Below are 23,056 nucleotides of genomic sequence, written 5' to 3' on the forward strand. Positions count from 1 at the left end.
ATGACTACTCTGGCAATTGTTGTATCCCTGGTCGGGCAAGCGTGGGCTGAAAACGCCAACGGCGAACGCCGTGCACTGGAAGTAGGTGATCAGCTGGCGGTTGATGAAACCCTGATCATGGCAGAGGGTGCCCGTATCGACCTGGATTTTGGTGACAACCAGCAGTTGACCTTCCTGGGTGAGCAGCAAGTTACCGCAGAAGAAAGAGGGGCGCTTATCGAGCAAACTGAAGGCCTTGCTCCTATTGAGAGCAGTGAGCAGCCGGCAGCACCTTCCCCTGCAGCGTCTGGTCAGGGCACTTCGTCTGAAGGACATAGCTTTGTGCAATTGGTGCGCATCGGAGAAATCATCGAAGCGGATGGCTACACGCCGGTTACCGTTGCACGAATTCAGGAAGTCTTACGCCCGCTTGGTTTGAGTTTGCCGCAGCGGGAGTTTGTGCGGAGCAGCGAACGCGATGGCACCCGATACGATGAGCAAAACTATCCCGAGAGTGGCTCCAAGCTCGCAAAGCTGAGCATCTCCATTGATGCGATTACGGGTGACGACATAGTAGATGCCACTGAATCGGGGCAGGCTATTACGCTAACAGGCAAGGTTGGTGGCGGCGTATCGCCTGGTGATACCGTAGTCGTAACCGTGAATGGCCAGCTATACAGCACTACAGTGAATGCCGATGGCAAAACCTGGCAAGTGGATGTGCCCGGCAGTGAGTTGGCAAAAGATAATAAGGTTCACGCGACCGTTAACAGCGTTGAACCAAACGGCACGCCTGTTTCTGAAAGTACAGAGCGCCCCTATTTGGCTGATGACATAACGCCAAGCGTTAACGTTGAGCTTGAGCCCGGATCTGGCCCTAATGGTGACTACAACAGTAGCGACCTGAACGACGGCAAAGTCAGCGGCACCATTACCTTCAACCCGAACAACACGTTTCCCGGCGATAAGGTGACTGCAACAGATAAAGACGGCAACCCGGTTTTCGACGCCAATGGCGACCCAGTCACCGATTATGTGCTAACCCAAAACGATATTGATAACGGTATTGTTGTGGATGTGTCCGTAGCGCCTGGCCAGACCTACGTTGAGTTGAACGTTGATGTAACTGACCCTGCAGGTAACACCAGCACAGGCTTCGACAAAAACCCGAAGGATGACATCACGCCTACAGCAGACGTGGAGCTTGAGCCGGGCTCCGGCCCCAATGGCGAGTACAACGACGGCGATACCAAGGATGGCAAGGTTACCGGCACAGTGACCTTTGACCCCGGCACCACAGAGCCAGGTGATACGGTCAAGATCACCGACAAAGACGGCAAGGTGATTATTGAACGCCCCGTAACCCAAGACGATATCGATAACGGCATTCAGGTGGATGTGCCTGTTACCGAAGGCCAGACCGATGTTGAACTGAACGTTAAGCTGACCGACCCCTCCGGCAACACCAGCAGCACGGGCGATAGCAACCTGATTGATAACGTTACCCCGGGGCTGGTCGTGGAACTGGAGCCTGGTTCCGGCCCGAACGGCGAGTATAACGACGGCGACACCAACGACGGCAAAGTGGAAGGCACCATTACCTTCGACCCCAACACCGCCGTGCCCGGCGATAAAATTACGGTTACCGATAAAGACGGTAACCCGATACTGAACAGCAACGGCGACCCGATCACCGATTACGAAATCACCCAGGGCGACATCGACAACGGCATTATCGTCGAAGTGCCTGTAGATCCGGGCCAAACCGACGTCGAGCTAAATGTTGATATTACCGACCCGGCTGGCAACACCAGCACCGGCTCGGACAACAAGGTTGTTGATAACACCACCCCGGGCGCGACCGCGACTCTTGAGCCTGGTTCAGGTTCAAACGGTGAGTATAACGACGACGACACCAAAGACGGCAAAGTAACCGGCACGGTGACCTTCGATCCTGACACCTCGGTTGGCGATACGGTAAAAATCACCGACAAAGACGGTAACGTCATTATCGAACGCCCGGTAACCCAAGGCGATATTGATAACGGCATTACTGTTGATATTCCTGTAGCGGATGGTCAGACCAACGTTGAGATGAACGTTGAGGTAACTGACCCTGCGGGCAATACCAGCTCCACAGATGACAGCAAGACCGTCGATAACATCACGCCGGGCGTAACCGTTGAACTCGAGCCTGGCTCAGGCACCAACGGTAAATACGATGCCGGTGATTTCAGCAGTGGGAAAATCGAAGGGGAAATCACGTTTGACCCGGCCACTACATCCCCGGGCGACAAAATAACGGCTACCGATAAAGACGGTAACCCGATTCTGGACAGCAAAGGCGACCCGATCACCGATTACGAAATCACCCAAGGCGATATCGACAACGGTATCAAGGTTGAGCTACCCGTAAGCCCCACCGATACAGAAGTCGAACTCAACGTCAAAATTGAAGACCCGGCAGGCAACACCAGCACAGGCTCCGACAGCAACCCTGCCGATGGCGTTGTGGTTACCGCAGAACTGGCCGTTAGCGCAACGAACGTGGATGAGGGCGCCGCGACTGATTTGCAGTACAGCGTTACTCTCAAAGATATCAATGGCGACCCCGTTGTAGCCAATAACGACATTACGGTAAACACGACCGTTGGCCCCATTACCATCAGCGCAGGCAACTCTGCAGGCACCCTGAATATACCTGTACAGGGCGACGATGTTTACCTGGATGGCGAAACGATCACTGGCCAAATCATCAACATCGTTGAAAACGGTTTGGGTGGCGCAGCAATATTTGAAAACCTCACCTTCGACAATACGCCAGTACAAACGACCGTTAACGACACCACAGATACGGTTACTGCCAAGTTGACCGTTAGCGAAACGGCTGTTGATGAAGGCGAAGTGAATAACCTGGTCTACACCGTCACGCTGGAAGATGCGGCCAATAATGCCGTGACTGCCAACAACGATGTGACGGTGACCACCTCACTGGGCACCATTACCGTTAAAGCGGGCGACAGCTTTGGTGTGCTCGTTGTGCCAGTTCAGGGTGACGATGTTTATATTGATGGCGAAACGGTCAGCAATGCCATTACTTCAGTTGCTGAAGCGAATGCCGGTGATCCGAAGGCGTTTGAAAGCCTGACGTTCGATGGCACAGCTGTTAGTACTGCTATTAGCGATACCACCGATACCACCACCGCAACATTAAGCTCAGTAGGTAGCGGTGATGAAGATAGTGGCTCCATCACATACACCATCAGCCTGGATAATGCCCCGCAAGGTGCCCAGGCTTTCGATCTGGAGTTAAGCAACGGCCAAACCGCAACCATTACCGTAGCGGCTGGCGCCAACACCGGTTCTGTGACCTTTGGTTGGGGCTCTGGCCTGGTAGCGGGCGCCGTTCAGTTGGCTGGCTACCCGGATTCCGATGTGCACCTGGAGCCAGACGACGTTCTCAGCGTTGACAGCATTACTGCCAGTGGCACCGGTGGCAATTTCGAGGATTTGGTGGTTGCTGATAACAGCACCGACCTGACGATTTCCGATTCCATCGACACCAGCACGGCCACACTGACCTCGGCTGGCAGCGGTGACGAAGACAATGGTTCTGTTACTTACACGGTGAACCTGGATCACGCCACCGAAGGTGATCAGGACTTCACTGTTGCATTGAGTAATGGCCAGATTGCAACCATACAGGTGGCGGCAGGCGCAACCTCAGGTTCGGTTACCCTGGGCTGGGGCACAGGCTTGACCGGCACTGCCATTGGCTTAAACGGCTACCCGAGTTCGGATGTTTACCAGGAGCCGGATTTTGTACTGGAAGTTGATAGCGTTACGGCAAGCGGCACTGGTGGCAACTTCGAAAGCCTGGTTGTTGTTGATAATAGTACCGACCTGACGATTTCCGATTCCATCGACACCACCACGGCCACATTGACCTCGGTTGGCAGTGGTGATGAAGACAATGGCTCGATCACCTACACCGTCGACTTGAGCAATGCTCCACAAGCTAACCAACTGTTCAGCATTACCCTCAGCAATGGCCAAACGGCAAATATTTCAGTAGCAGCAGGCAATACATCAGGGTCCATCACATTTGGCTGGGGCGCAGGCGTAGCTGCGGGTACACAACCGTTGGCTGGCTATCCAGATAGTGATGCTTATCTTCAGCCTGATTTTGATCTGACAGTTACAGATTTTGTGGCTCTGAGTCATGGCGGCAACTTCGAAGACCTGGCGGTTGTAGATAACAGCACCGAGCTGACAATTGCCGACTCTATCGACATCACAACCGCCACACTAACCTCTGTTGGCAATGGTGATGAAGACAACGGTGCGATCACTTACACCGTTAATCTGGATAACCCAGCGCAAGCTGCCCAGGATTTCACCATTAACTTGAGCAATGGCCAAACTGAAACTATTACTGTTTCGGCAGGCGCGACCACAGGCTCTGTCACTTTTGGTTGGGGTTCGGGATTGACTGGCTCAGCTGTTGCTTTGAGTGGCTACCCTGGCTCTGATGTCTACATAGAGCCGGATTTTGTATTAGGTGTTAATAGCATTACTGCAAGCGGCAACAGCGGAAATTTTGAAGACCTGACTGTTGTTGATAATAGCACTGACCTGACGATTGCAGACATCATCGATACCACCACGGTTTCTTTGGGCAACGTCACAGTCGATGAAGGTGATGACATAACCATCACTGCCACGGTTGACCATCAGCCACAGGATACCGACCTGGTGCTGACCTTGGGCAATGGCCAAACGATTACGATTGCTGTGGGCGACACCATGGGCAGCGTGACCTTCGCTAATCCGAAAGCAGACACACCTTATGCGGATGGCGAGGTACAGGAGTACAGCATCACTGGCGCCATCGGTGGCAACTACGAAAGCCTGGATATCTCCGATAAAGCAGTGGTTACCGTTAAGGATACGGTTGATACCACGACCGTTACTTTGAATGACAGCACTGTTGTTGAAGGTGGCGATATTACAATCAGTGCCACGGTCGACCATGCGCCGGAGGGCAGTGACTTGGTGTTGACGCTGAGTAACGGCGAACAAATCACTATTGTGGCAGGTACCACCACCAGTAGTGTCACCTTCGCTAATCCCAATAGTGATGATACCTACCTTGATGGCGAAACGCTCGAATACACCATCATAGCTCATACCGGCGGTAACTACGAAAGCCTCGATACCGCCGCCAAATCTACGGTAACTGTAGAAGACACTACTGATGCGGTTACAGCCAGGATGACTGTCAGTGAAACTGCTGTCGATGAAGGTGAAGCTAGTAACCTGGTGTACACCGTCACGCTGGAAGATGTGGCTAGCAATGCCGTGACAGCCAATAACGATGTCACGGTAACTACCTCACTCGGCACCATTACCATCAAGGCTGGCGACAGCTTTGGTGTGCTGGCTGTTCCGGTTCAGGGAGATGATGTTTACATCGATGCTGAAACGATCAGTAACGCGATTTCTGCCGTTGTTGAAGTCGATGCTGGCACGGCTGGGGCATTTGAAAATTTGACGTTCGATGGCACGGCTGTCGATACACTCGTCAGTGATACCACAGATACCGTCACCGCCACGCTGAGCGTTAGCGAAGCCTTTGTCACCGAAGGTGCGGCTGACTTGGTATATACAGTCACCCTGGAAGACGCGAACGGCAATGCTGTTGTTTCAAACAGCACCATTACAGTTGCCACCACCTTAGGCAATATCACGGTGGCCGCCGGTAGCAGTACAGGTACTCTGTATATTGCTGTTCAAAGTGATGACGTCTACATCGATGGCGAGACTGTCACCAATGCCATAACGGGCGTTACTGAAGCCGGTGCGGGCGCGGCCGGTGCGTTTGAAAACTTGGCCTTTGATAGCACAGCTGTCAATACAGTTGTTAGCGACACGATCGACCCTGTTTACGCACAAATCTCTGTTGATGAAAGCGCGGTTCTTGAAGGCGGTACGCTCACCTATACCGTTAATCTTGTCGATAAAATCGGTGACCCTGTCACCGTTGCGGCAGGAAAAAACGTCACTATAAACCTGGACTGGACGGGGACAGCCGGTGCAGCCGATGTTGATAGCTTGCCTGCAAGCATCGCCATTGGCGTCGGTAATTCAAGCACAAGTTTTAACGTAGTTACCAATTCAGATGGTATTGCAGAACTCAGCGAGTCACTGACAGTTATTATCGACAGTGTGCAAGATAACGATGGGATTGATAGGGGTTTTGAAAAACTACAGGTTGATAGCGGTAACAACAGCGCTACTTCCAACATATTGGACGCACCCACCATTATTGCCGTTGATGGTAACGGTGCAGCAACAGGTCACATCACCGTATTTGAAAAAGGCTTAAGCGATGCGACAGATAACTCTGAAACCGCCTATGGAATCTTGCGCGTTGCTGCACCCACAGGGCTTGAAAGCATAGAGATTGCAGGTACAACTATTTCTCTCGCTGACTTACAGGCTCTGCCACAAACAATCACCATCGCCGGTCATGGCGAACTGACTTTAACCAGCTTTACAGCATCGGCAACAGCCAACGGTGTTGATGCTTCCTGGGACATCGATTACAGCTACGAGTTAACTAATGCCCAAGTGCATGCGTACGGCGCAGGTAAAAATGAGCTGCCGAAAGACATCGCTCTTGGTGTAACTGCTGATGGAATTGGTGGTTCAGGTTCGATTACTGGTGCGGCAAGCAACCTGGGCGTGCTGGTGATTGATGATGTACCTGCAGTTAACACAACCGGCAATGCCTTGGCAGACATTCAAGTAACAGAATCTGCTATAGGCACACCTGCTTCTGCCAATCTTGCTAATGCTTTCACCCATACATTTGGTACTGATGGGGCTGCTGCAAGCGCGAGTCTTGTTTATGGACTCGTCGTAAATTCTGCCGTTTCCGGGCTCAAAGACACGGCTACAGGCAAGGCCATTGAGCTACAACTGGATGGCAATGTGATTAAAGGCACTTTAGAGGGCACAGCAGATGTTGCCTTCACTATAAAAGTGAATGCCAGCACCGGTGAAATCACCCTAGAGCAAACCCGACCACTGCTGCATGGTGACACAGCCACAGCCAGTGATCTGGTGACTATAGCTAACGGATCGATCAGCCTGACAGCCACTGTTACTGACGGTGATGGCGATACTGCGGTTGATTCCGTCGTTATTGGTGATCGTTTCAGTTTCCAGGATGACGGCCCGGCAGTAAATGTCATTACAAGTGGGGTAACTCTTGATGAGGCAAATCTGCCAGCTGGCAGTGAGGGTGACGCGAGCAAGACCATCAGCGACATAGTGCGCTTTGGCATCGATTTTGGTGCCGATGCGGCGGGTGATGTTCGTTTTACCGACACGGGCGCAAACTCCACTATCGAGAGGTTAAAAGCGCTGGGCTTGAAATCGGGCGTTGTTTTGGAGTTTGATCTTTCTTCGGATGGCCACACGATTATTGCTTATCGTGGTTCGGGCCGAGCTGAAGCCGATAAGATATTCACGGTAAGTATCGTAGATGTGCCAAGTAATCCGGGCTACCAGTTAACCTTGAACGGTGCTTTGGATCATGTAAGTAAATATGGTGATGTGCTCTCGGCGCTGGATATACCGTTTGAGGGTGTTCTTGTTACCGATCGAGATGGGGATTCTGCGGAAACACGGTTCACTGTTAGCGTAGTAGATGACAACCCAAGCACCACAACGCCTAAAAATGTAGTTGTTGATGAAGATTCAACTCGGGCCGCTAATCCTGAGAATACCTTTAATACCAACGCTGATGCCACGAGCAGCAATACGACCATAGGCGATGGCAGCGATGGTACTGTAAAACCTGAGCATGGCATCGCCACAGTCAATTCTGATGGCACTATCTCTTATGTGCCCAAGGCTAATTACAGTGGTGAGGACACCTTTACCTACACCACGAAAACGGACAACGATGAAAAGACCTATACAGTTGTCGTAACCGTTACTCCTCAATCCGACACGCCCGACATCCCCCATGCCAGCGGAGCGGTTGATGAAAATGTGCCTGCAGTAACATTGAAAACCAATGAAGACACCAGCGTAGCGCTCGGCCTGAAAATACCTGTTGTTACGGATAACAATGACCAGAATGGGGCTGGGACCATTGGAGATGACCCTGAACGCTTGGGCGCGATCACATTAACACCCTCCGCGGTTGGCTCAGGAGATTCAGCTCCTTCAGGCACAGTGCTTACCAAAGGTGACGGCACGCCGCTGACAGTTAGTGGTGATGGCAGCTACATCATTGTTATTGTTAAGACTTCTGGCGACACAGATGCGGACACCGACCTGCATCTCTCCACTGGTCTGCCAACGACTAATGTTAATTATCTGACTCAATCCGAGTACGAAGCAATTGAGGTTAGGCCGGCTGATGATCGCCATGAGAACTTTGATGTTACCGTGAGCGTGGATAGCTATGAGGTGGATAACACCGGGAAGCCGCTTGCTGATACCGATGTCGTCGGCACAAATGGCGCTAACAACACCCAAACCATAACCGTAGATGTTCAGGCAGTAACTGACGTGCCAGAAATCAATTTGACAGCACCGGCTGATCCAGAAAACGCTGGTGCTGTCAGTCTTTCAGTCACTGCAGCCACTGTTAGCACTAACGGTAAGATCATTGCGGCCATCAATGAGCAGAGCGATGATCCTTCCGTCAGCAATACCGTCCTTAATCTTCAAAACGTGCTGGGTGAGACATTTAAAGATGACGATGGCTCAGAGTCTTTTGGTTATGAAATCACTGGTCTCCCAGAAGGCACAGTAGTAACCATCAATGGCAAATCATATACCGCCAATCCGGCTGGTGGAATTGCCATGCCCGAAAGCGACTACCTGAGCACCAAGGATGATGGCAACCCGGGTTTTACCATCACTCCACCTGAAGACTACTCAAACAGTCTGCCGATTACTGCCACCATCAAGTTGATTATTAAGGACACTGATGATGACAGCAGCGGTGGCATTGGGACTGAATCGGTCAGTGTCGATCTGGAACTTCGGGTGTACGCCAAGCCAGATAATGTTTCCCTTGATAACCCGGAAGCAGCGCCAGAAGACACGCAGGTTGCTTTCCTCAGCAAGCTGATGCTTGGTGATACCGATGGCAGCGAGACCATATCGAAGGTGCGCATTACGGATCTACCTAATGAGGGCAGTACCGGCCCGGATACTTGGACGTTGTTCGACCATACCGGCAACCCTGTAACTGTTCCTTCAGGTGGTAATGCCGCGAGCGGAGGCCTTGAACTGGTCGTTGGCGAAGGTACTGGCGAATACACGCTTAGCCAGATTAAACAGTTCACCATCAAACCTCCTGCACACAGTTCTCTGGATGGCACCATGAAGGTGTATGTGACCACTGAAGAAGCGGGAGCCAATACCCAGAGTGGAAATCCCGAAGCGAAGGAGTGGGAGCATGAGCTGATTATTGAGGTGACGCCAGTGGCTGAAGTCATTGGTGCTGGGCCTGTTGGCGATACCGACAGCAATGGCACACCCGACCTGGCGATGAATGGCAGCCATGTGTACAAAACACCGGGTGCCGAAGACGAATGGCTCACGCTCGGCACTGATACAGTTTCAAACCCTACATTTGCTCTAAGTGAGGGTTGGGCGAATGAAGATGGTAAAGGCTCTAACCCGAAAGGCACCGGCGTTATTGGCGGCACGGGCAGTGAGGATACCTTTGCCGTTTTCACGCCATTTCAGGTGAAGAACAATAACATTCAGGCAAACGTAACCGGTGGCGAACTTGACGGCTCGAGTTTTCAGTACGTTGACGGCTCCGGTACTCTGCAAACGGTTGTATTCAACGGGGAGCCAGTGAAAATTCCGGTGGAATATCTGGATTCAGTTAAGTTTAAGGGGCCGGAAAACTACAGCGGTGTAGTCAAAATAAAAGTGCAGGCTGGCACTATTGATTACGATGAAGACGACGATACGGCTACTGATATGGCTGTTTCTGGTGAGTCCTGGTTGACAAACATTATTCTGACGCCAGAGGCCGATCAGGTGACGCTCTCCGTTGATGCCCGGGTAGCAACTCATGAGGATGTGCCGGTAGAACTTAAAATTATGCCGAGCAGCAGTGACAAAGGTGAAACCTTTAACGTCACCATTAAAGATATTCCTGATGGTGCAACTATTACCTATACCCATAAAGGTACTGAATACACTATCAGTGAAAACTTTGATGGCAGTGGTATCGATGGCCTGAGCGTAACCGCTGGTGCCGGCAGTTTCGAGGTAACGATTAATGATTTTGATGCTGGCAATCAGCCAGTCCTGACACCGCCAAAAGACAGCAATCAGACAATCAATCTCAAAGTAGAAGCGCAATCAGTTGATGTGCTGAATTATATAGATGAAACCGGGCAGCCTCAGAGCATAACCAGCACCGCCGATAGCAGCCTCACGCAGGAACTGGGCATCAATATCTCAGTGAAAGGTGTGCCAGATGAGCCCGAGTTTGTTACTGAAACCAATAAGGTTTACGACGAAAACGCACTCGATGGCGCGGTAACTGAGCCCAACACTATACCTTTAAGTGATTTTGTTACCGCTCTTGAGTCTGGCGAAACCAGTGCAGATGGTTCTGAAACCGTCACCCTGCGCATAAGTAATTTGCCCGAAGGTTTCACCTTGATTGGCGCTGGTAGCTCGCTGGGCGGCGAGGGAGAAACGCGGCTTTGGGTTATCAGTGAAACAGAGCTTGCGAAAGTAAAGATTCAAACACCTACCAATTTCAGTGGCACAGTCGAATTCACCGCCCAGCCGGTGGTAACGGAAAACGACAACGATTCGGAAACCTTCTTTACGCCGAAAAATATAAGCTTTCAGGTGACGCCTACCCCGGAAGCTACGCTGAGTATTAGTTCCGATGTGAAGGAAGACACTATTAGCAAGGTGGATTTCAGCGCAGTTCACCAGAATGGTGATACGGATGAATTTATCAGCGCGATCAAAATTGCTGTAGTTCCCGGCGTGACCTTATACAGCGATGCCGCTGGCGTAACCGAGTTAACACCGGTCGGGGGATTCTACGAGTTTTCCGGCAAAGCCGCGGTTGAAAGTATTTATGTCAAAACCGGGCCGAACTTCAGCGGCACTCAGGCAATCGGCGTTGAGTACAAGGTAACCGATACGTCTTCTGATAATACCTTGATCACAGAGTCAGTCTGGCAATCAGTCAGCCACGACCTGATTGTCAAAGCCGTAACGGACGATATTGAGGCTAGCGTGAACGACGTTACCGGTGTTGTCGGTGCCGGGGATAGCTTCAGCTACGACAACAGTAGCCAAACCGCCACTATAAACGGCTCCGGAGCGGTCAGAGTTAAGGTTGATCTTAGTCAGCAAGCAGATGTTGCGGCTGGCAATGCGAAAGATATTGATGGCAGTGAGCAGCTCACTCACCTTGTGGTTAATGGGGTTCCCGACGGTGTGAGTGTAGAAAATGCTGTTCAGGTTGGCCCCGGCCAGTGGCTGGTTTCAACCAATAAAGCCTTCACTAACGAAACCTTGACTCAGGATATAATCTTCCAGGTTACCGGCAATGCCAGCACAGCTAACTCCCCGATAACTATTACTGGATACAGTAAAGACACCGGCGCTGAAACATCCAAGCGCGCAGACATCAGCATTAACCTGGATGTTGTTCAAACGGGTACTGGCACGGGGGTGGCTTTGCCTGAAGTGTCCCTGACTCCTGAGCCCACCGATCAAACCGAAGATAATGCATTTGCACTGGCTACTCAGGTTAGTGGAGGCTTGTCGGGAGGTAACCAGAACGAGTATCAGCTTACGGTCACTCTGCGGAGTAAGCCGGGGGATGGTGTTGAGTTTAAAGATGCCAGCGGTAGCCAACTGGCTCGTACCGAGGTGTTGGAGAACGGAGAAAACATAGTGCTCTGGACTCATACAGCCACAGTGGGAGCAGGCGATAATGCAAACACAACGCTTGAGGGCTTATTGAACGATATTCAGGTTCACGCGCCAGAACACACCAATAACAACAATCTGCCTGGCGGCCTACCATTAGATATCACGGTCGCCGCTCATGCTCAGGGGATGAGCAAGCAGGCACAGGTTACGCAAACCGTTGACATAATCCCGGTTACTGATCCAACCACAGTGACTGTGCAGGCCGAACCCGTAGGGGAAGGAGAGGATGTTTCACTGAATATCAGCCTGAGCAATGAGGCAGATGCCGGTTCCTCCACGATTGAAGGGGGCAAGATAGTAATAGAGTTGGGCAACGGCCTGGCTGGTCAGTTGCTGGATGCCAGCGGCGATCCAATAACTCCGGTTAGTGGCAATCAGTATGAAATCGCCCTGAAACCTGATGGCCAACCGCCAGAACTGATATTCAGGCCCGACTCAGGACAGCCATTTCAAACGGGAAGCCTTACAGTGGATGCCTGGATTGCCCATAAAGAAGATGGCGCAGCCAATACGGAAATATCTCAGGGTTCCGGGATGTTGGAAATCAAGCCCACTAACAGTGGTTTTATAGGGACAATCACTGCTGAAGGAAGTGAGCAGATACAGGAGCAATCCGTTGAAACACCCACCGAGCTGATCTTCAGTGATGCGGGGCTTAAAGATCCTGATGAGATGATTGATTCTGCGTTTATTAAAGGCTTACCACCTGGCTTTACTGTGCTGTTTGGCAGTGACGCTAGTAACGCCGGATTGGCAAATAATGCGGGCAAGGACAGCAATGGCAATAACATCTGGTCAATCCCCGTGGCCGATGGAGCCCAGGGTTTGCCTGGTTATATTGCGGTGCTGCCACCTAAAAACTGGAGCGGCTCACTGAATGGACTCACTATAACTGTGATGAGTGGTGAAGCCGGTCTGGATTCGACGGGTTCGGATTTGTCTTTTGACTTAGAGGTTAGACCGATAGCTGACGGGCTGGAGTTGAACCCGACTCTGAGTTTTGGTGAGGCTGGCGATATCATTAAACTGAACCTGAACGCCGCCATGAAGGACCCCGCAGTTAGTGATGCTGGAGATGCAGGGCAGCCCGGTTACGCTGAAGACGGCCACAGGGAATTGACAACAGTAGAGCTGACAGGTTTTCCAGATGGTGAGAAAACCCTGTTTTACGCGAAGGGTGTCGAGTTGGATGCAAGCCGAATCAGCTTTTCGGATAACACACATACCATCACCGGCCTGACCCAGGATGAATTGGGCAATCTGGGTTTTAAGCAACTGGGAACCAATGGTCCCAAGGATATTGGCGTAAAAGCCTGGACCGAAGAGATTTTGGTTTCAGATGGCAGCAGTGGGGGTAGTGTTTCTGCCTCGACAACAGGAATTGCTAAAATAAACGTTTCCGACAAATTGCCAACTACTGGTGATGATAATCTGCTCTGGACAGGTGATTTGGTTGACGGGAGGGGTGGTAATGACACCATTCAGTTGCGCTTCGGTGAAGACCTTTCTGGTGCGAATGGCGATTTCGCTAAACTAAAGAATATCGAAATCCTTGATATGACGAGTTCTGGCTCAAACCAGATAGGAGAGTCCGGGGCAGGCCTGAGTATTCAGGACGTTCTGGACATAACTGATAGCCGCAATGCACTGAAAATCGACGGAGACGGAGATGACTCCGTATTCCTGCAAAACAGCGAATGGACAAAAGCCGGTAACAACGGCAACGGCTATCTGGTCTACACCGATATAGCCAGCGGCGCATCCTTGAGTATTTCAGACCAGATTACGAGCATAACCATGGTTGACTGAGCTCAGGTGGCGTCTACATTCGCCACCCCAAACGGAATATGCACCATAGGAATATCCCCGGCATCAGATTCCAGGTGAGATCGTTGGTCATCAAAGAACATATGAGGCTTGAGCACGTTCAAAATACGGTCTTTCTTCATTCCGCCCAGGAAGAAAACCTCATTGGCGTCCACGCCCCAATGTTCCAGCGTTGTAATCACCCGCTCGTGGGAAGGGGCATTGCGGGCAGTCACAATGGCTGTTCGCAGTATTCGCTTATAAGCCGGGTCGTCCGTTAATGCCTGGTCCTCAAGCTTTTGCAGGTGTGAAAGCTTGCGGAACAAATCCGCCAGCGGGCCTGGGCTGTGGGGGATTTGCGAGCGGGAGGTTTCGTGTTCCTGAAAGTCTTCCAGCGAGCCGGCCTTGTAGACCCGCTCTGAAGCGTCATCTGCAATCACACCATCAAAATCGAACGCTATACGAAGCTCTGTATCCGCTTCATCATCCACCACCTTGCTTGGCAGCACAGTGCCAGCCGCATAGCCGTAGTCGATCGCTTGGGATACATCGCCAGCGTTCGCAGACAAGAACAGCGAGGCATTGAATGCCGGAATGTAGGCGTAGGGTGATTTGCCCTCGAGAAATGCCGCGCGGGTAATATCCAGGCCATGGTGATGAATGGAGTGGAATACCCGTTTGCCTGTGATCACAGAGTTTCGCGAGAGTAATACCACTTCAACCGGGCACTGCTCTGGGAACTTCTGGTTTATGCTCAAAAACCGCCTCACGAAAGGAAAGGCAACGCCTTTGCGTAAAGGCTTGTCCAGGTTGGCTTCCTGGTGTTTCCGGTAGGCCTTTTCCCCCTGCTCACGAAACACACGGTCAGACTTCGACAAATCAAATAGGGCGCTTGAGGCCACCGCGATCACGAGTTTGTCTTCTATGGGGTAGGGCATGGGCAAAAAGTTCCTTGCTGGTTAGCGTCAGGACTCAGCTTTTTTGGCGCTCTCATAGCTTGGCAACACCGGCGCAAACACCTTCTCCCACAACACCTCATAACGCTTTCTATGCCAACCAATATGGCCGATGCGCTTCTGGTTAATCTCTTCTGGCGTTACGCGAATATGCTGCTGAGGTGCATTAGTGAAAAAATCGTGCAGCATTCTAACGTTGGTGGGCGACATCATGTCGTCATCTGAAAATTCAATGGCTGTAATAGGTGTGCGTACACTGGCAAACCGCTCCCGCAACCAGTCTCCTTCGCAGCCGACAGAGTATTCTTCATTCAGGCACCAGCGGCGCCACTGCATGATGACGCCCTTCGGCATATCGCACATGAGTTTCAGGCGGTTACCGGGGAAATAACCCATGATTGGGACAACCGTGGGTACAAGAATGTACCAAAGGAACCATGCAATGCGCTTAGTGGGTAGTGAGTTATGCCACCAGGTGCCTGTTCCGCAGCCAACGGTAATTACCTGATCGATATCCGGGTTATGGCCCATAAAACCAATCATATGGCCGCCGACGCTGTGGCCGATCCACACTAGCTTCAGGTCGTAAAATTTCTCTTTAACGAATGCCAGAACTGCCGGGCAGTCGTATTTGCCCCAGCTCAGCTTGTCACTTTTGCTGTCTTTTACATGGCCATTTACCGATAGCCCCATGCCTTCATAGTCAAACGTCAGGGCATGGAAGCCCTGGGTGTTCAGCCAGCGGGCGAAGTCGTCGTACAAGTACTGGGCTACGCCGGTTGCCGGCGCAAGCACGCAAATACCCCGCACCTCCGCACTGTCGGCTGTAAATAGCCGCGCTGTCAGGTTGTGGCCGGCGCTTGTGGTGATGCTATGAGTCTGAGGCGGGTTCATTACTGCGTCTACCTGAGGTGGGTTTTCAAAGCGTGGGTGCAATAGTGCTCAAACAGATGGCATGTTGGCAAATTAAGTTAATGAGCTAGCCTGAGAGAGCATCCATGGATGCTGATGGGCTCGGTGTGGATTTCGTAGCAAGTGGCTTGGATAGTCGCGGGCGCTGGCAATCTAATAACGAAGGAGCCAATATGGTCTTAGAAAAGATAGCTATAATACGAGCTACCATCATAAGGAGGCTTATACATGGCGACGCTTAATCAAATACGCCACGACCACGCTAACATGGCCCGGTTGCTGCACGTACTCTTGCTAAGGTATGAATCCCTGACCCAGGGCGAACGCCCGGATTTTCATCTTATTAGAGAGGTTGTGGATTACATACTCGAATACATGGAAAGCTTTGTTAAGCCGCTGGAAAGGCTGTACAGCGAGCACTTGGTGGCTAAAAAGTTCAAAGAGGGTGAGGTAGGTCAGAAGCTTGCTGAAGATTACCAAGCGTTGCGGGATCGCCTGAATATGCTTTCAGAGAACATTGATATGATTCTGCTGGATGCGGTAGTGCCGATGGACCGCTTTGCCGATGATCTGAAGGCTTACCTTGATGCTCACGGTGCCTATCTCCGTGCGGAACGAGAACTGCTGTTCCCATTCTTCCGTGAGAAACTGTCGCCGGAAGAACAGAAAAGCCTGCTCAAAATGTTGCCAGAAGGAGCGCAAGCTAACCTGGCACGCCTCAAGGACGATCATCCTGAATTGTATGAGGAATTTAAGGAAGCCCCTTCTCCATTTTCCTGATCGGCTCGATGTCATAGTGGCGCGCTGTGACCGTCATTCTTATGGCGTGAGCGTGCTGAGTATCTATTAGTTCAGGGTTTGTTCATCTGTGGACAGGTGGTTGCGGATGAGCTCAGCCAGCTGTTTCGCGGGTTCTGAGGGTCTTCCGGGTGGGCGGTGCAGAGCTATATCAACCGAATGCAGTGGTGGCATGCCGTTGCGTTCATCCAGTACCCGAAGATGTGGCGTCAGCATATTGCGTGTCACCACAACCACCGCAAGACCGGCAGCCACGACCGGCATGAGCCCCGTCATGGATTGGCTGGAGTAAGCCATTCGCCAATCCCGTCCCGCACTGGCCAAAGCTTGCTCAGCAGCATCACGGAACACATCTGCGCCGGGGGAGTAGAGTGCCAGCGGGATTGGGTCCAGTAACGATGGCTGAGCGGTGGCGCCTACTGCCCACATTAAGGGTTCGCGCCGGATGACCTCGCCCCCGGGCGATCGAGCCTGACGGGTGACGACCGCCAAATCCATGCTGCCAGCCTGCACCTGTTTTACCAACTCGACGCTTGATCTGCAGGTCACCTGTAACTGCACCGCGGGAAATTGCCGGTTGAAGTGGGACAATACCGATGTGAGAAGAAAGGCATAATCTTCAGGAATGCCGAGGTTCAGCTCTCCGGATATCTGTTGTTGCTGGACATCGTCGAGGGCTTCATTGTTCAGTTCCAGCATTTTGCGAGCGTAACCCACCAGTTTCTGTCCTTCCGGAGTAAATCTGATCCGCCGCCCATCTTTCTCATGGAGCGGAACCCCAACGGCAGCCTCTAAACGGTTTAACTGCATACTCACAGTGGATTGCGTGTAGGACAGCTGTTCTGCCGCAGCGGTAACTGTGCCGGTGTCAGCAATGGTCACCAGAGTCAGCAACATGTTGAGGTCCAGAATGCGATTTCTCAATTAATCAATTCCTGTGATGCTATCCATCAAAAAGCATTGTTTTTGTGATGAATCAGGATTGTATAGCATGTCAGTGTCGAATCAAATCCACCAACCTTGTAAGGAGCCACGACGGTGCATGCGATCATCAATCCTTCTCGCCCACTTTATATCAGTATCATTGCCGCCCTTTTTGCCGTTGTGCTCTGGGCCGGCGCGCCCCTGTTGGTCGATCTGGCCAGTTCGGTTCCGCCTTTTCAGCTCACAACCATTGCACTGCTTAGTGCAGCAGTAGTCGCGTTACCGGCTAGTATTCGCAAACGCCGGAGGCGCGGTCTTCAGGCGCCACAGGCGGCTCTAACGCTCAATTGGAAACTGGCAGTTTATGGTTTGCTACCCGTCCTGATACTGGGCGCTATAGGTGGTTATCTGACAGGCGTAGGCATGGCGCCGACAGCGGAGGCAGCGTTGATTACCTACACCTGGCCGATCATGTTTATTGTGATCAGTCAGTGGCTCTTTCATCGCCGGATACCACTTCCAGTGCTGTGTGGAGCGCTCATCGCGTTCTCCGGTGCTGCGGTGTTGCTCTCACCGGGCGCAGGAAGTGAAGGCTATACCCAGTACGTGTTGGGGTATGGTCTGGCATTGATGGCGGCATGCTGCTGGGCACTTTATTCCTGGATTTGCCAGGCGGCACCGGTTGCTATTGCGCCAATAATGCCCAGGCTGTTCTTGTTGGCGGCTGCAGGAGCGGCAATCGCGGATCTTCTCTCAGGGACAGCTTTTGGGCTGCCCACTGGGCTGGCTCTTGTGGTTGGTATTGGCCTTGGTGTGGGGCCATATGGACTTGCCATGCTGGCGTGGGATGTGGCGCTCAGGAGCGGGCCAGCGGCGTTGGTTGGCAGCCTGGCCTATGGTGTGCCCGTACTGGCTGCTGGTTTTCTGGTTATTGCGGGAGTTGCAGCGCCAGATTGGCGGTTACCGCTAGCCGCTACGCTCGTGGTTGTCGGGTCATTTGTGGCAACTATGAAGGCCCGCGAGCCTGCTCTGAAATACTGATATAAACGTAATAGAATACGGATGGTGGATCTACTTGTACGACTGTCCGGTGATGTATTAACAAACCAACGCGCAAAACTATTCTGAGACGGCCGGCTGATGATGCCGGCCAAAACTTCACGGCAGTGTGCGTATCTCTCACATTCTGCTTTGTTGTTTACTCAATGCTGCTGGTGACAGTTCCGGTGTACGGCTTGGAACTGGGCGCTTCTCCTCTAATGCTGGGTGTTATTCTCAGCTCTCAATATCTGCTTCCTTTTTTGTTGGCCATTCCTTTGGGCGGCGCGGTTACTCGCCACGGTGGCCGGGTCACACTAGTGATCGGTGCGTTTGTAATGGTTGCGGGTTTGCTTCTGATGCAGGCTGTACCTGGTTACTACGGGCTGATTGGTGGCCAGCTATTGATCGGGCTGGCGCATCTGCAGATGGTGTTGTCTGCGCAAACGATTATTTCTTCTCTGGCCACTGGGCCAAAGCTTGAGGGCTACTTTGGTTGGTACTCCACTTGGTTATCTGGCGGGCAGGTGGTTGGGCCCTTGATTGCTGGAGCATGGATTGAGTGGGCTGGTAGTGTCGATAAGCTATTTTTGGTGATGGCGGGAATTGCCTTGTTGGGCGCGCTCACCGGCTTTGCTTTGACGGGCGATGCCACCAGGGGTATTCGAGCTACTGGCAAGCAAACCGGATTTCGTGCGCAGGCAACGTTGGCGCGGACCAATATCGGTGTTCAGGTGTCTATCGCCATTACGGTGGCCGGCATGTTTACCCTGGGTGTTTATGGAAGCTATTTACCTGTGTACCTCGATAGCTTGCAGATGAGCGCTGTGATGATTGGTGTGCTGGTTAGCTTGAGGGCAGGCGTGTCGATGGTTATACGGCCGTTTATTCCCAGGATTATCCATGCCGTAGGAGGGCGCGGAAATGCAACAACCATCGCGTTGGGCGGTGTGGCAATTGGCTTGGCATATTTAGGATTTGCAACCGGTGCTCCATCTATTGCACTTGTGGCCCTGCTTGTGGGTTTTGGAGGAGGTCTTACGCAGCCTCTTTCCATGGTGGTTCTGGCTGAAAGTGTGGGGGCGGAGCAACGATCGGGCGCGCTTGGCATGCGGTTGATGGTCAATCGGGCTGTTCATTTTGTGGCACCGTTATTCTTCGGAGTGTTACTTGGTGTGAGTGGCTTTGGGGTCGCATTCGGGGTTTCGGGGCTGCTAATTGCTCTTGTTGCCATTTCACTTAGGCGCCTCCAGAATCGGCGTATCGATCCAGCGGGCTAATAAAATGCGAATTACTTGGAAATCAGTTGCCTGGGGACTGTTTGCAGTAGTCGTGCTTTCTATGCTGATGGGCATTTTGGCAGCTCGTCACTTCTGGAATCAGGCTCTGGAGCAGAACGGAATCGAATCTCTGGAGTGGCAGGGGCTGGATCTGTCGTTCAGTGGTGTATCTGTTCGCGAACTCACACTAACTCAGTCCATTCCGGAGAGGGATCTTGCTTTGCGTGGCCGGGAGCTGTCACTGGGTTGGCGCTGGCCGGCGTGGGAAGGTGAATGGCAGCCGCAGTTAACTAAATTGACCGCGGAGTACCTGAGGCTCGGTTTGTACACTAAACCAGTAGCTCAGTCCGACACGGCACCGCAACAGCAACAGCCAATCCAGTGGCAGCCGGAATTGCTGGCTTTGCTGCCATCGAAAGTAAGCGTACAGCAGTTTGACGTGACCTTGCCATGTGAGACAGGCCGCTGCCCGTTGGCAGGTAGTCTGGCCTTGACCAATTCCCATGAGACCCAGGTCACTGAGGCCCAGGTGCAACTCGACCATGAAGGCCATGAGCTTGCCTTGTTGGCGATTCTCGACAGCGCTGGGCGCGATAGCCTGAACTTGTCAGCAGAAGTATCGATTGATGGTGTGCGGTATCTTGTAGCGCGTTCGGCTTACACTCCCCGGAACGCCAATGGTCTGGTGTCGTGGCAGGGTTCTGTTGATGTGCCGGACTTACCCCGGACAGATTGGTTGCTGGCTTGGCTCCAAGCCTGGCAGAGCCTACCCTTGGAGCAATGGCCGGAACAGCCAGAGACCGGCTCTGCATCTGCCAGCTGGCAACTACAGGGTCCCGGAGATGAAACCTTTTTGGCCAAAGCGACGGGCAGCGTGAAGGTGCAGGCACGACTGCCGCAACCTTGGCCGGCACCCGGTGTTGGAACAGTCAGTGGCAATGCAGAGGTTGCATTGACGGTTGATGAGGGCATCTGGCAGCCCGAAACCCTGCAGGCGGACCTTAAGTTGAGCCATCCAGCACCCTGGATCAAAAACATACCGCAATGGATGCGCCCGGAGATTCTCGAACTCTCCGTTCGGCCAGCAAAGACTATACCTTCAGCGTCTGCCCGCGCTGCTGCTACCCAAGCCGGGGCAGAGCCTGCTTTGCTACCGCTAAATCTCGCGGTGACCAGTCAAGGGGGTGCAAACCTTGCCATAAACTCCCATCTGGCTGTGGCTACAAGCTCTCCATGGCAGGTGCAGTTAGGGCGCACGCATGTCACTGCTGCACTGTCAAAACTTGATGTGGCCGGCTGGCGGTTGACCAAACCCAAAGTAGAGGCGTCGCTGACAGGTTGGCTGGACACCCGTGCAGCCGCGTTGAAATTCGGAGAGCCCGCATTCGTGGAAGCTGAGAAACTTGAGCCGCTTTCCGGCACGGCAGCCGTAGCTGATGGTACGCAGCTAAATGGCTTGCGTGTGGACTTGTCCGGAGCGGCACTTGAAGCAGGTTACCGTCGCGAGCAGGGCGGGCTGAGCCAGCTGTCTTTGATTGGGCCGCTGGGCATCAAGGCAAAACAGATCCGGCATCCGCAGTTACAATCGCAGTCCTGGCAGCTGGATGGCGATGTGAATGCCACACTTGACCGTACCGATGTTAAAGGCTTGCTGAAGGCCAAAGCCGGGGCATCCGTAAATCTCAATCTAACATTCCCGTATGACGGGCCATTATCCCTTGAAGCTAGCACTCGTGTGAGCGGTGAAAGCGAAGCTGAGGCATTGTCCCGCATATTTACAGCATGGCCAGAGCCCATGCTTGTATCCGGCGGCACTGTCAGTGCGAATGCCAAGTATGAGCGATCCCAAAATGGCCCAATGCGATTGGCGGGAAAGCTGGTGTTTGCGGACTGGAGTGGCACATACGACCGCACGGCGTGGGCCAACATGAACGGCGCCACTGAGTTCGTTCTTGAAAACGAGCGCGTTAAAGTAGCAACAACGGAGCTGGCTGTAGAAGAAGTGAACCCGGGTTTGCCTGTTGGTCCAGTGCGCTTGGCTGGCCATTACGAAGCGCCTCTGGCCCATCTTGCGGCAGGGGTGATGACTCTGGGGCAGGCCAGCACCGGTGCTTTGGGTGGAGAAGTAAACATTCAGCCCGGACACTGGGATTTGGCGCAGGCGCCAGTGACGATTCCCGTTGAGCTCCATCAACTTAGTCTTGCTCGTCTATTACAGCTCTACCCGGCAGAAGGGCTGGCAGGTACAGGCATCCTCAGTGGAACAGTACCGGTGTTGTTTGATCCTGCTACCGGCATTCGGGTGGAAAAGGGTCGAATCGATGCACTTAAGCCAGGCGGACGGCTGGAGGTGACGGCGGAGAGGCTAAAGGCACTTGCCAGCCAAAGTGAGTCCATGGAGCTGGTTGCGCGTGCACTGGAGGATTTCCGTTACTCTGTGCTCGATAGTGGTATCGATTACGATGAGAACGGCACTCTGATATTGGAGCTCCACCTTGAAGGCAATAGCCCGGAAGTTGGCCAAGGCCAGCCTGTAGTGCTGAACATCAACCTGGAAGAGAATATACCGGCGCTGCTAACCAGCCTGCAGCTAAGCGGCCGAGTGAGCGATGCTGTGGCGGAACGGGTTAAAAATTTACTGAAGAAGCGCGAACGGGATTCAGATGACCTGTTAGAGTGAAGGGTAACAAAGGAGTACATCGATATGACGCAATTTGGTTCGAGGTTTCCCCAACATGCATTTGCCTTGGTGGCGGGTCTGGTGATGGGCAGCTTATTGCTGGGCTGCACTCCAACCGTTCAGGTGGCTGCGCCCAAGGAGCCGATTACTGTGAACTTGAACGTAAAAATTCAGCATGAAATTTATGTGAAAGTTGATAAAGACGTAGATGAGTTATTCAGTGAAAAGGGCCTGTTCTGATCGCCTTGGTGTTTTGTACAAAACGAATGATGAAGGAGTTAACCATGACATTATTTGCCCGATTCAGTGCCCTGATTTTAGCCTTCTGTCTTGCGTTGCCGGCAATGGCAATGAGTTTGGATGAAGCCAAAAACGCCCTCGAATCTGCAAAAAGCCAAGGCCTTGTGGGGGAAACACCGGCAGGCTATTTGGCCGCTGTAGGCTCTGACCAGAAGGCTAAGGAGATTGTAAGTGCGATCAACGATGCCCGGCGTGAAGCGTATAAAGAAATTGCTGCAAAGCACGGCATCGCGGTCACTAAAGTTGAGACGGTGGCGGGTCAGAAAGCGGTGGACAAAACACCGGCTGGACAGTTCATCCTGGTGGGTGAGCGCTGGCTAAAGAAATAGAAGGTATTCGTTACGGGGTGGGTGCGATATAACCAATCG

At 52.5% G+C, this 23,056-nt stretch carries 10 protein-coding genes; 7 read left to right on the forward strand and 3 right to left on the reverse strand.

Annotated features, from left to right (window positions below; genetic code table 11):
- Positions 1-13,803: an immunoglobulin-like domain-containing protein gene (locus tag RG807_RS00580; protein ID WP_309043112.1), complete on the forward strand. Its 13,803-nt coding sequence runs from the start codon at positions 1-3 to the stop codon at positions 13,801-13,803.
- Positions 13,804-13,805: 2 nt separating this feature from the next.
- Here RG807_RS00580 and RG807_RS00585 read toward each other — a convergent pair whose 3' ends face one another.
- Together RG807_RS00585 and RG807_RS00590 are read right to left on the reverse strand one after the other, a co-directional pair.
- Positions 13,806-14,738: a 5'-nucleotidase gene (locus tag RG807_RS00585; RefSeq protein WP_309043113.1), complete on the reverse strand. Its 933-nt coding sequence runs from the start codon at positions 14,736-14,738 to the stop codon at positions 13,806-13,808.
- A gap of 27 nt (positions 14,739-14,765) precedes the next feature.
- On the reverse strand, positions 14,766-15,650 hold the full coding sequence (locus RG807_RS00590; RefSeq protein WP_309043114.1) for an alpha/beta hydrolase family protein: 885 nt from the start codon (positions 15,648-15,650) through the stop codon (positions 14,766-14,768).
- A gap of 246 nt (positions 15,651-15,896) precedes the next feature.
- Between RG807_RS00590 and RG807_RS00595 the strand changes: the two genes are divergently transcribed.
- Positions 15,897-16,448 (forward strand): hemerythrin domain-containing protein, encoded by a 552-nt coding sequence (locus RG807_RS00595; protein ID WP_309043115.1) that lies wholly within the window; start codon positions 15,897-15,899, stop codon positions 16,446-16,448.
- Positions 16,449-16,514: 66 nt separating this feature from the next.
- On the opposite strand, the gene RG807_RS00600 is transcribed toward RG807_RS00595, so the two are convergent.
- Positions 16,515-17,390, reverse strand: a complete 876-nt coding sequence (locus tag RG807_RS00600) for a LysR substrate-binding domain-containing protein (RefSeq protein ID WP_309043116.1) — start codon at positions 17,388-17,390, stop codon at positions 16,515-16,517.
- 114 nt (positions 17,391-17,504) lie between these two features.
- On the opposite strand from RG807_RS00600, the gene RG807_RS00605 reads away from it, so the two are divergent.
- The 5 genes from RG807_RS00605 (at position 17,505) to RG807_RS00625 (ending at position 23,017) form a co-directional block, all read left to right on the forward strand.
- Positions 17,505-18,431, forward strand: coding sequence for a DMT family transporter (locus RG807_RS00605; RefSeq protein ID WP_309043117.1), 927 nt, complete (start codon positions 17,505-17,507; stop codon positions 18,429-18,431).
- An 83-nt stretch (positions 18,432-18,514) separates the two neighbouring features.
- On the forward strand, positions 18,515-19,708 hold the full coding sequence (locus RG807_RS00610) for an MFS transporter (RefSeq protein WP_309043475.1): 1,194 nt from the start codon (positions 18,515-18,517) through the stop codon (positions 19,706-19,708).
- A 4-nt stretch (positions 19,709-19,712) separates the two neighbouring features.
- A complete protein-coding gene (locus RG807_RS00615; protein ID WP_309043118.1) occupies positions 19,713-22,388 on the forward strand; it encodes an intermembrane phospholipid transport YdbH family protein in 2,676 nt (891 codons plus the stop codon).
- Positions 22,389-22,472: 84 nt separating this feature from the next.
- Positions 22,473-22,628: a YnbE family lipoprotein gene (locus RG807_RS00620; protein ID WP_309043476.1), complete on the forward strand. Its 156-nt coding sequence runs from the start codon at positions 22,473-22,475 to the stop codon at positions 22,626-22,628.
- Between the two features lie 44 nt (positions 22,629-22,672).
- The gene (locus tag RG807_RS00625) at positions 22,673-23,017 is read left to right on the forward strand and encodes a YdbL family probable chaperone protein (protein WP_309043119.1); all 345 of its coding nucleotides are present in this window, start codon (positions 22,673-22,675) and stop codon (positions 23,015-23,017) included.
- Positions 23,018-23,056 lie beyond the last annotated feature (39 nt).

This window comes from Marinobacter sediminicola (genome assembly GCF_031157525.1).
GTDB lineage: Bacteria > Pseudomonadota > Gammaproteobacteria > Pseudomonadales > Oleiphilaceae > Marinobacter > Marinobacter sediminicola.

Excerpts from the sequence above, each read along its gene's own strand:
- RG807_RS00595 (WP_309043115.1), top strand. The coding sequence starts at position 15,897 with ATGGCGACGCTTAATCAAATACGCCACGACCACGCTAACATGGCCCGG.
- RG807_RS00585 (WP_309043113.1), bottom strand. The coding sequence starts at position 14,738 with ATGCCCTACCCCATAGAAGACAAACTCGTGATCGCGGTGGCCTCAAGC.
- RG807_RS00590 (WP_309043114.1), bottom strand. The coding sequence starts at position 15,650 with ATGAACCCGCCTCAGACTCATAGCATCACCACAAGCGCCGGCCACAAC.
- RG807_RS00580 (WP_309043112.1), top strand. The coding sequence starts at position 1 with ATGACTACTCTGGCAATTGTTGTATCCCTGGTCGGGCAAGCGTGGGCT.
- RG807_RS00615 (WP_309043118.1), top strand. The coding sequence starts at position 19,713 with ATGCGAATTACTTGGAAATCAGTTGCCTGGGGACTGTTTGCAGTAGTC.
- RG807_RS00620 (WP_309043476.1), top strand. The coding sequence starts at position 22,473 with ATGGGCAGCTTATTGCTGGGCTGCACTCCAACCGTTCAGGTGGCTGCG.
- RG807_RS00625 (WP_309043119.1), top strand. The coding sequence starts at position 22,673 with ATGACATTATTTGCCCGATTCAGTGCCCTGATTTTAGCCTTCTGTCTT.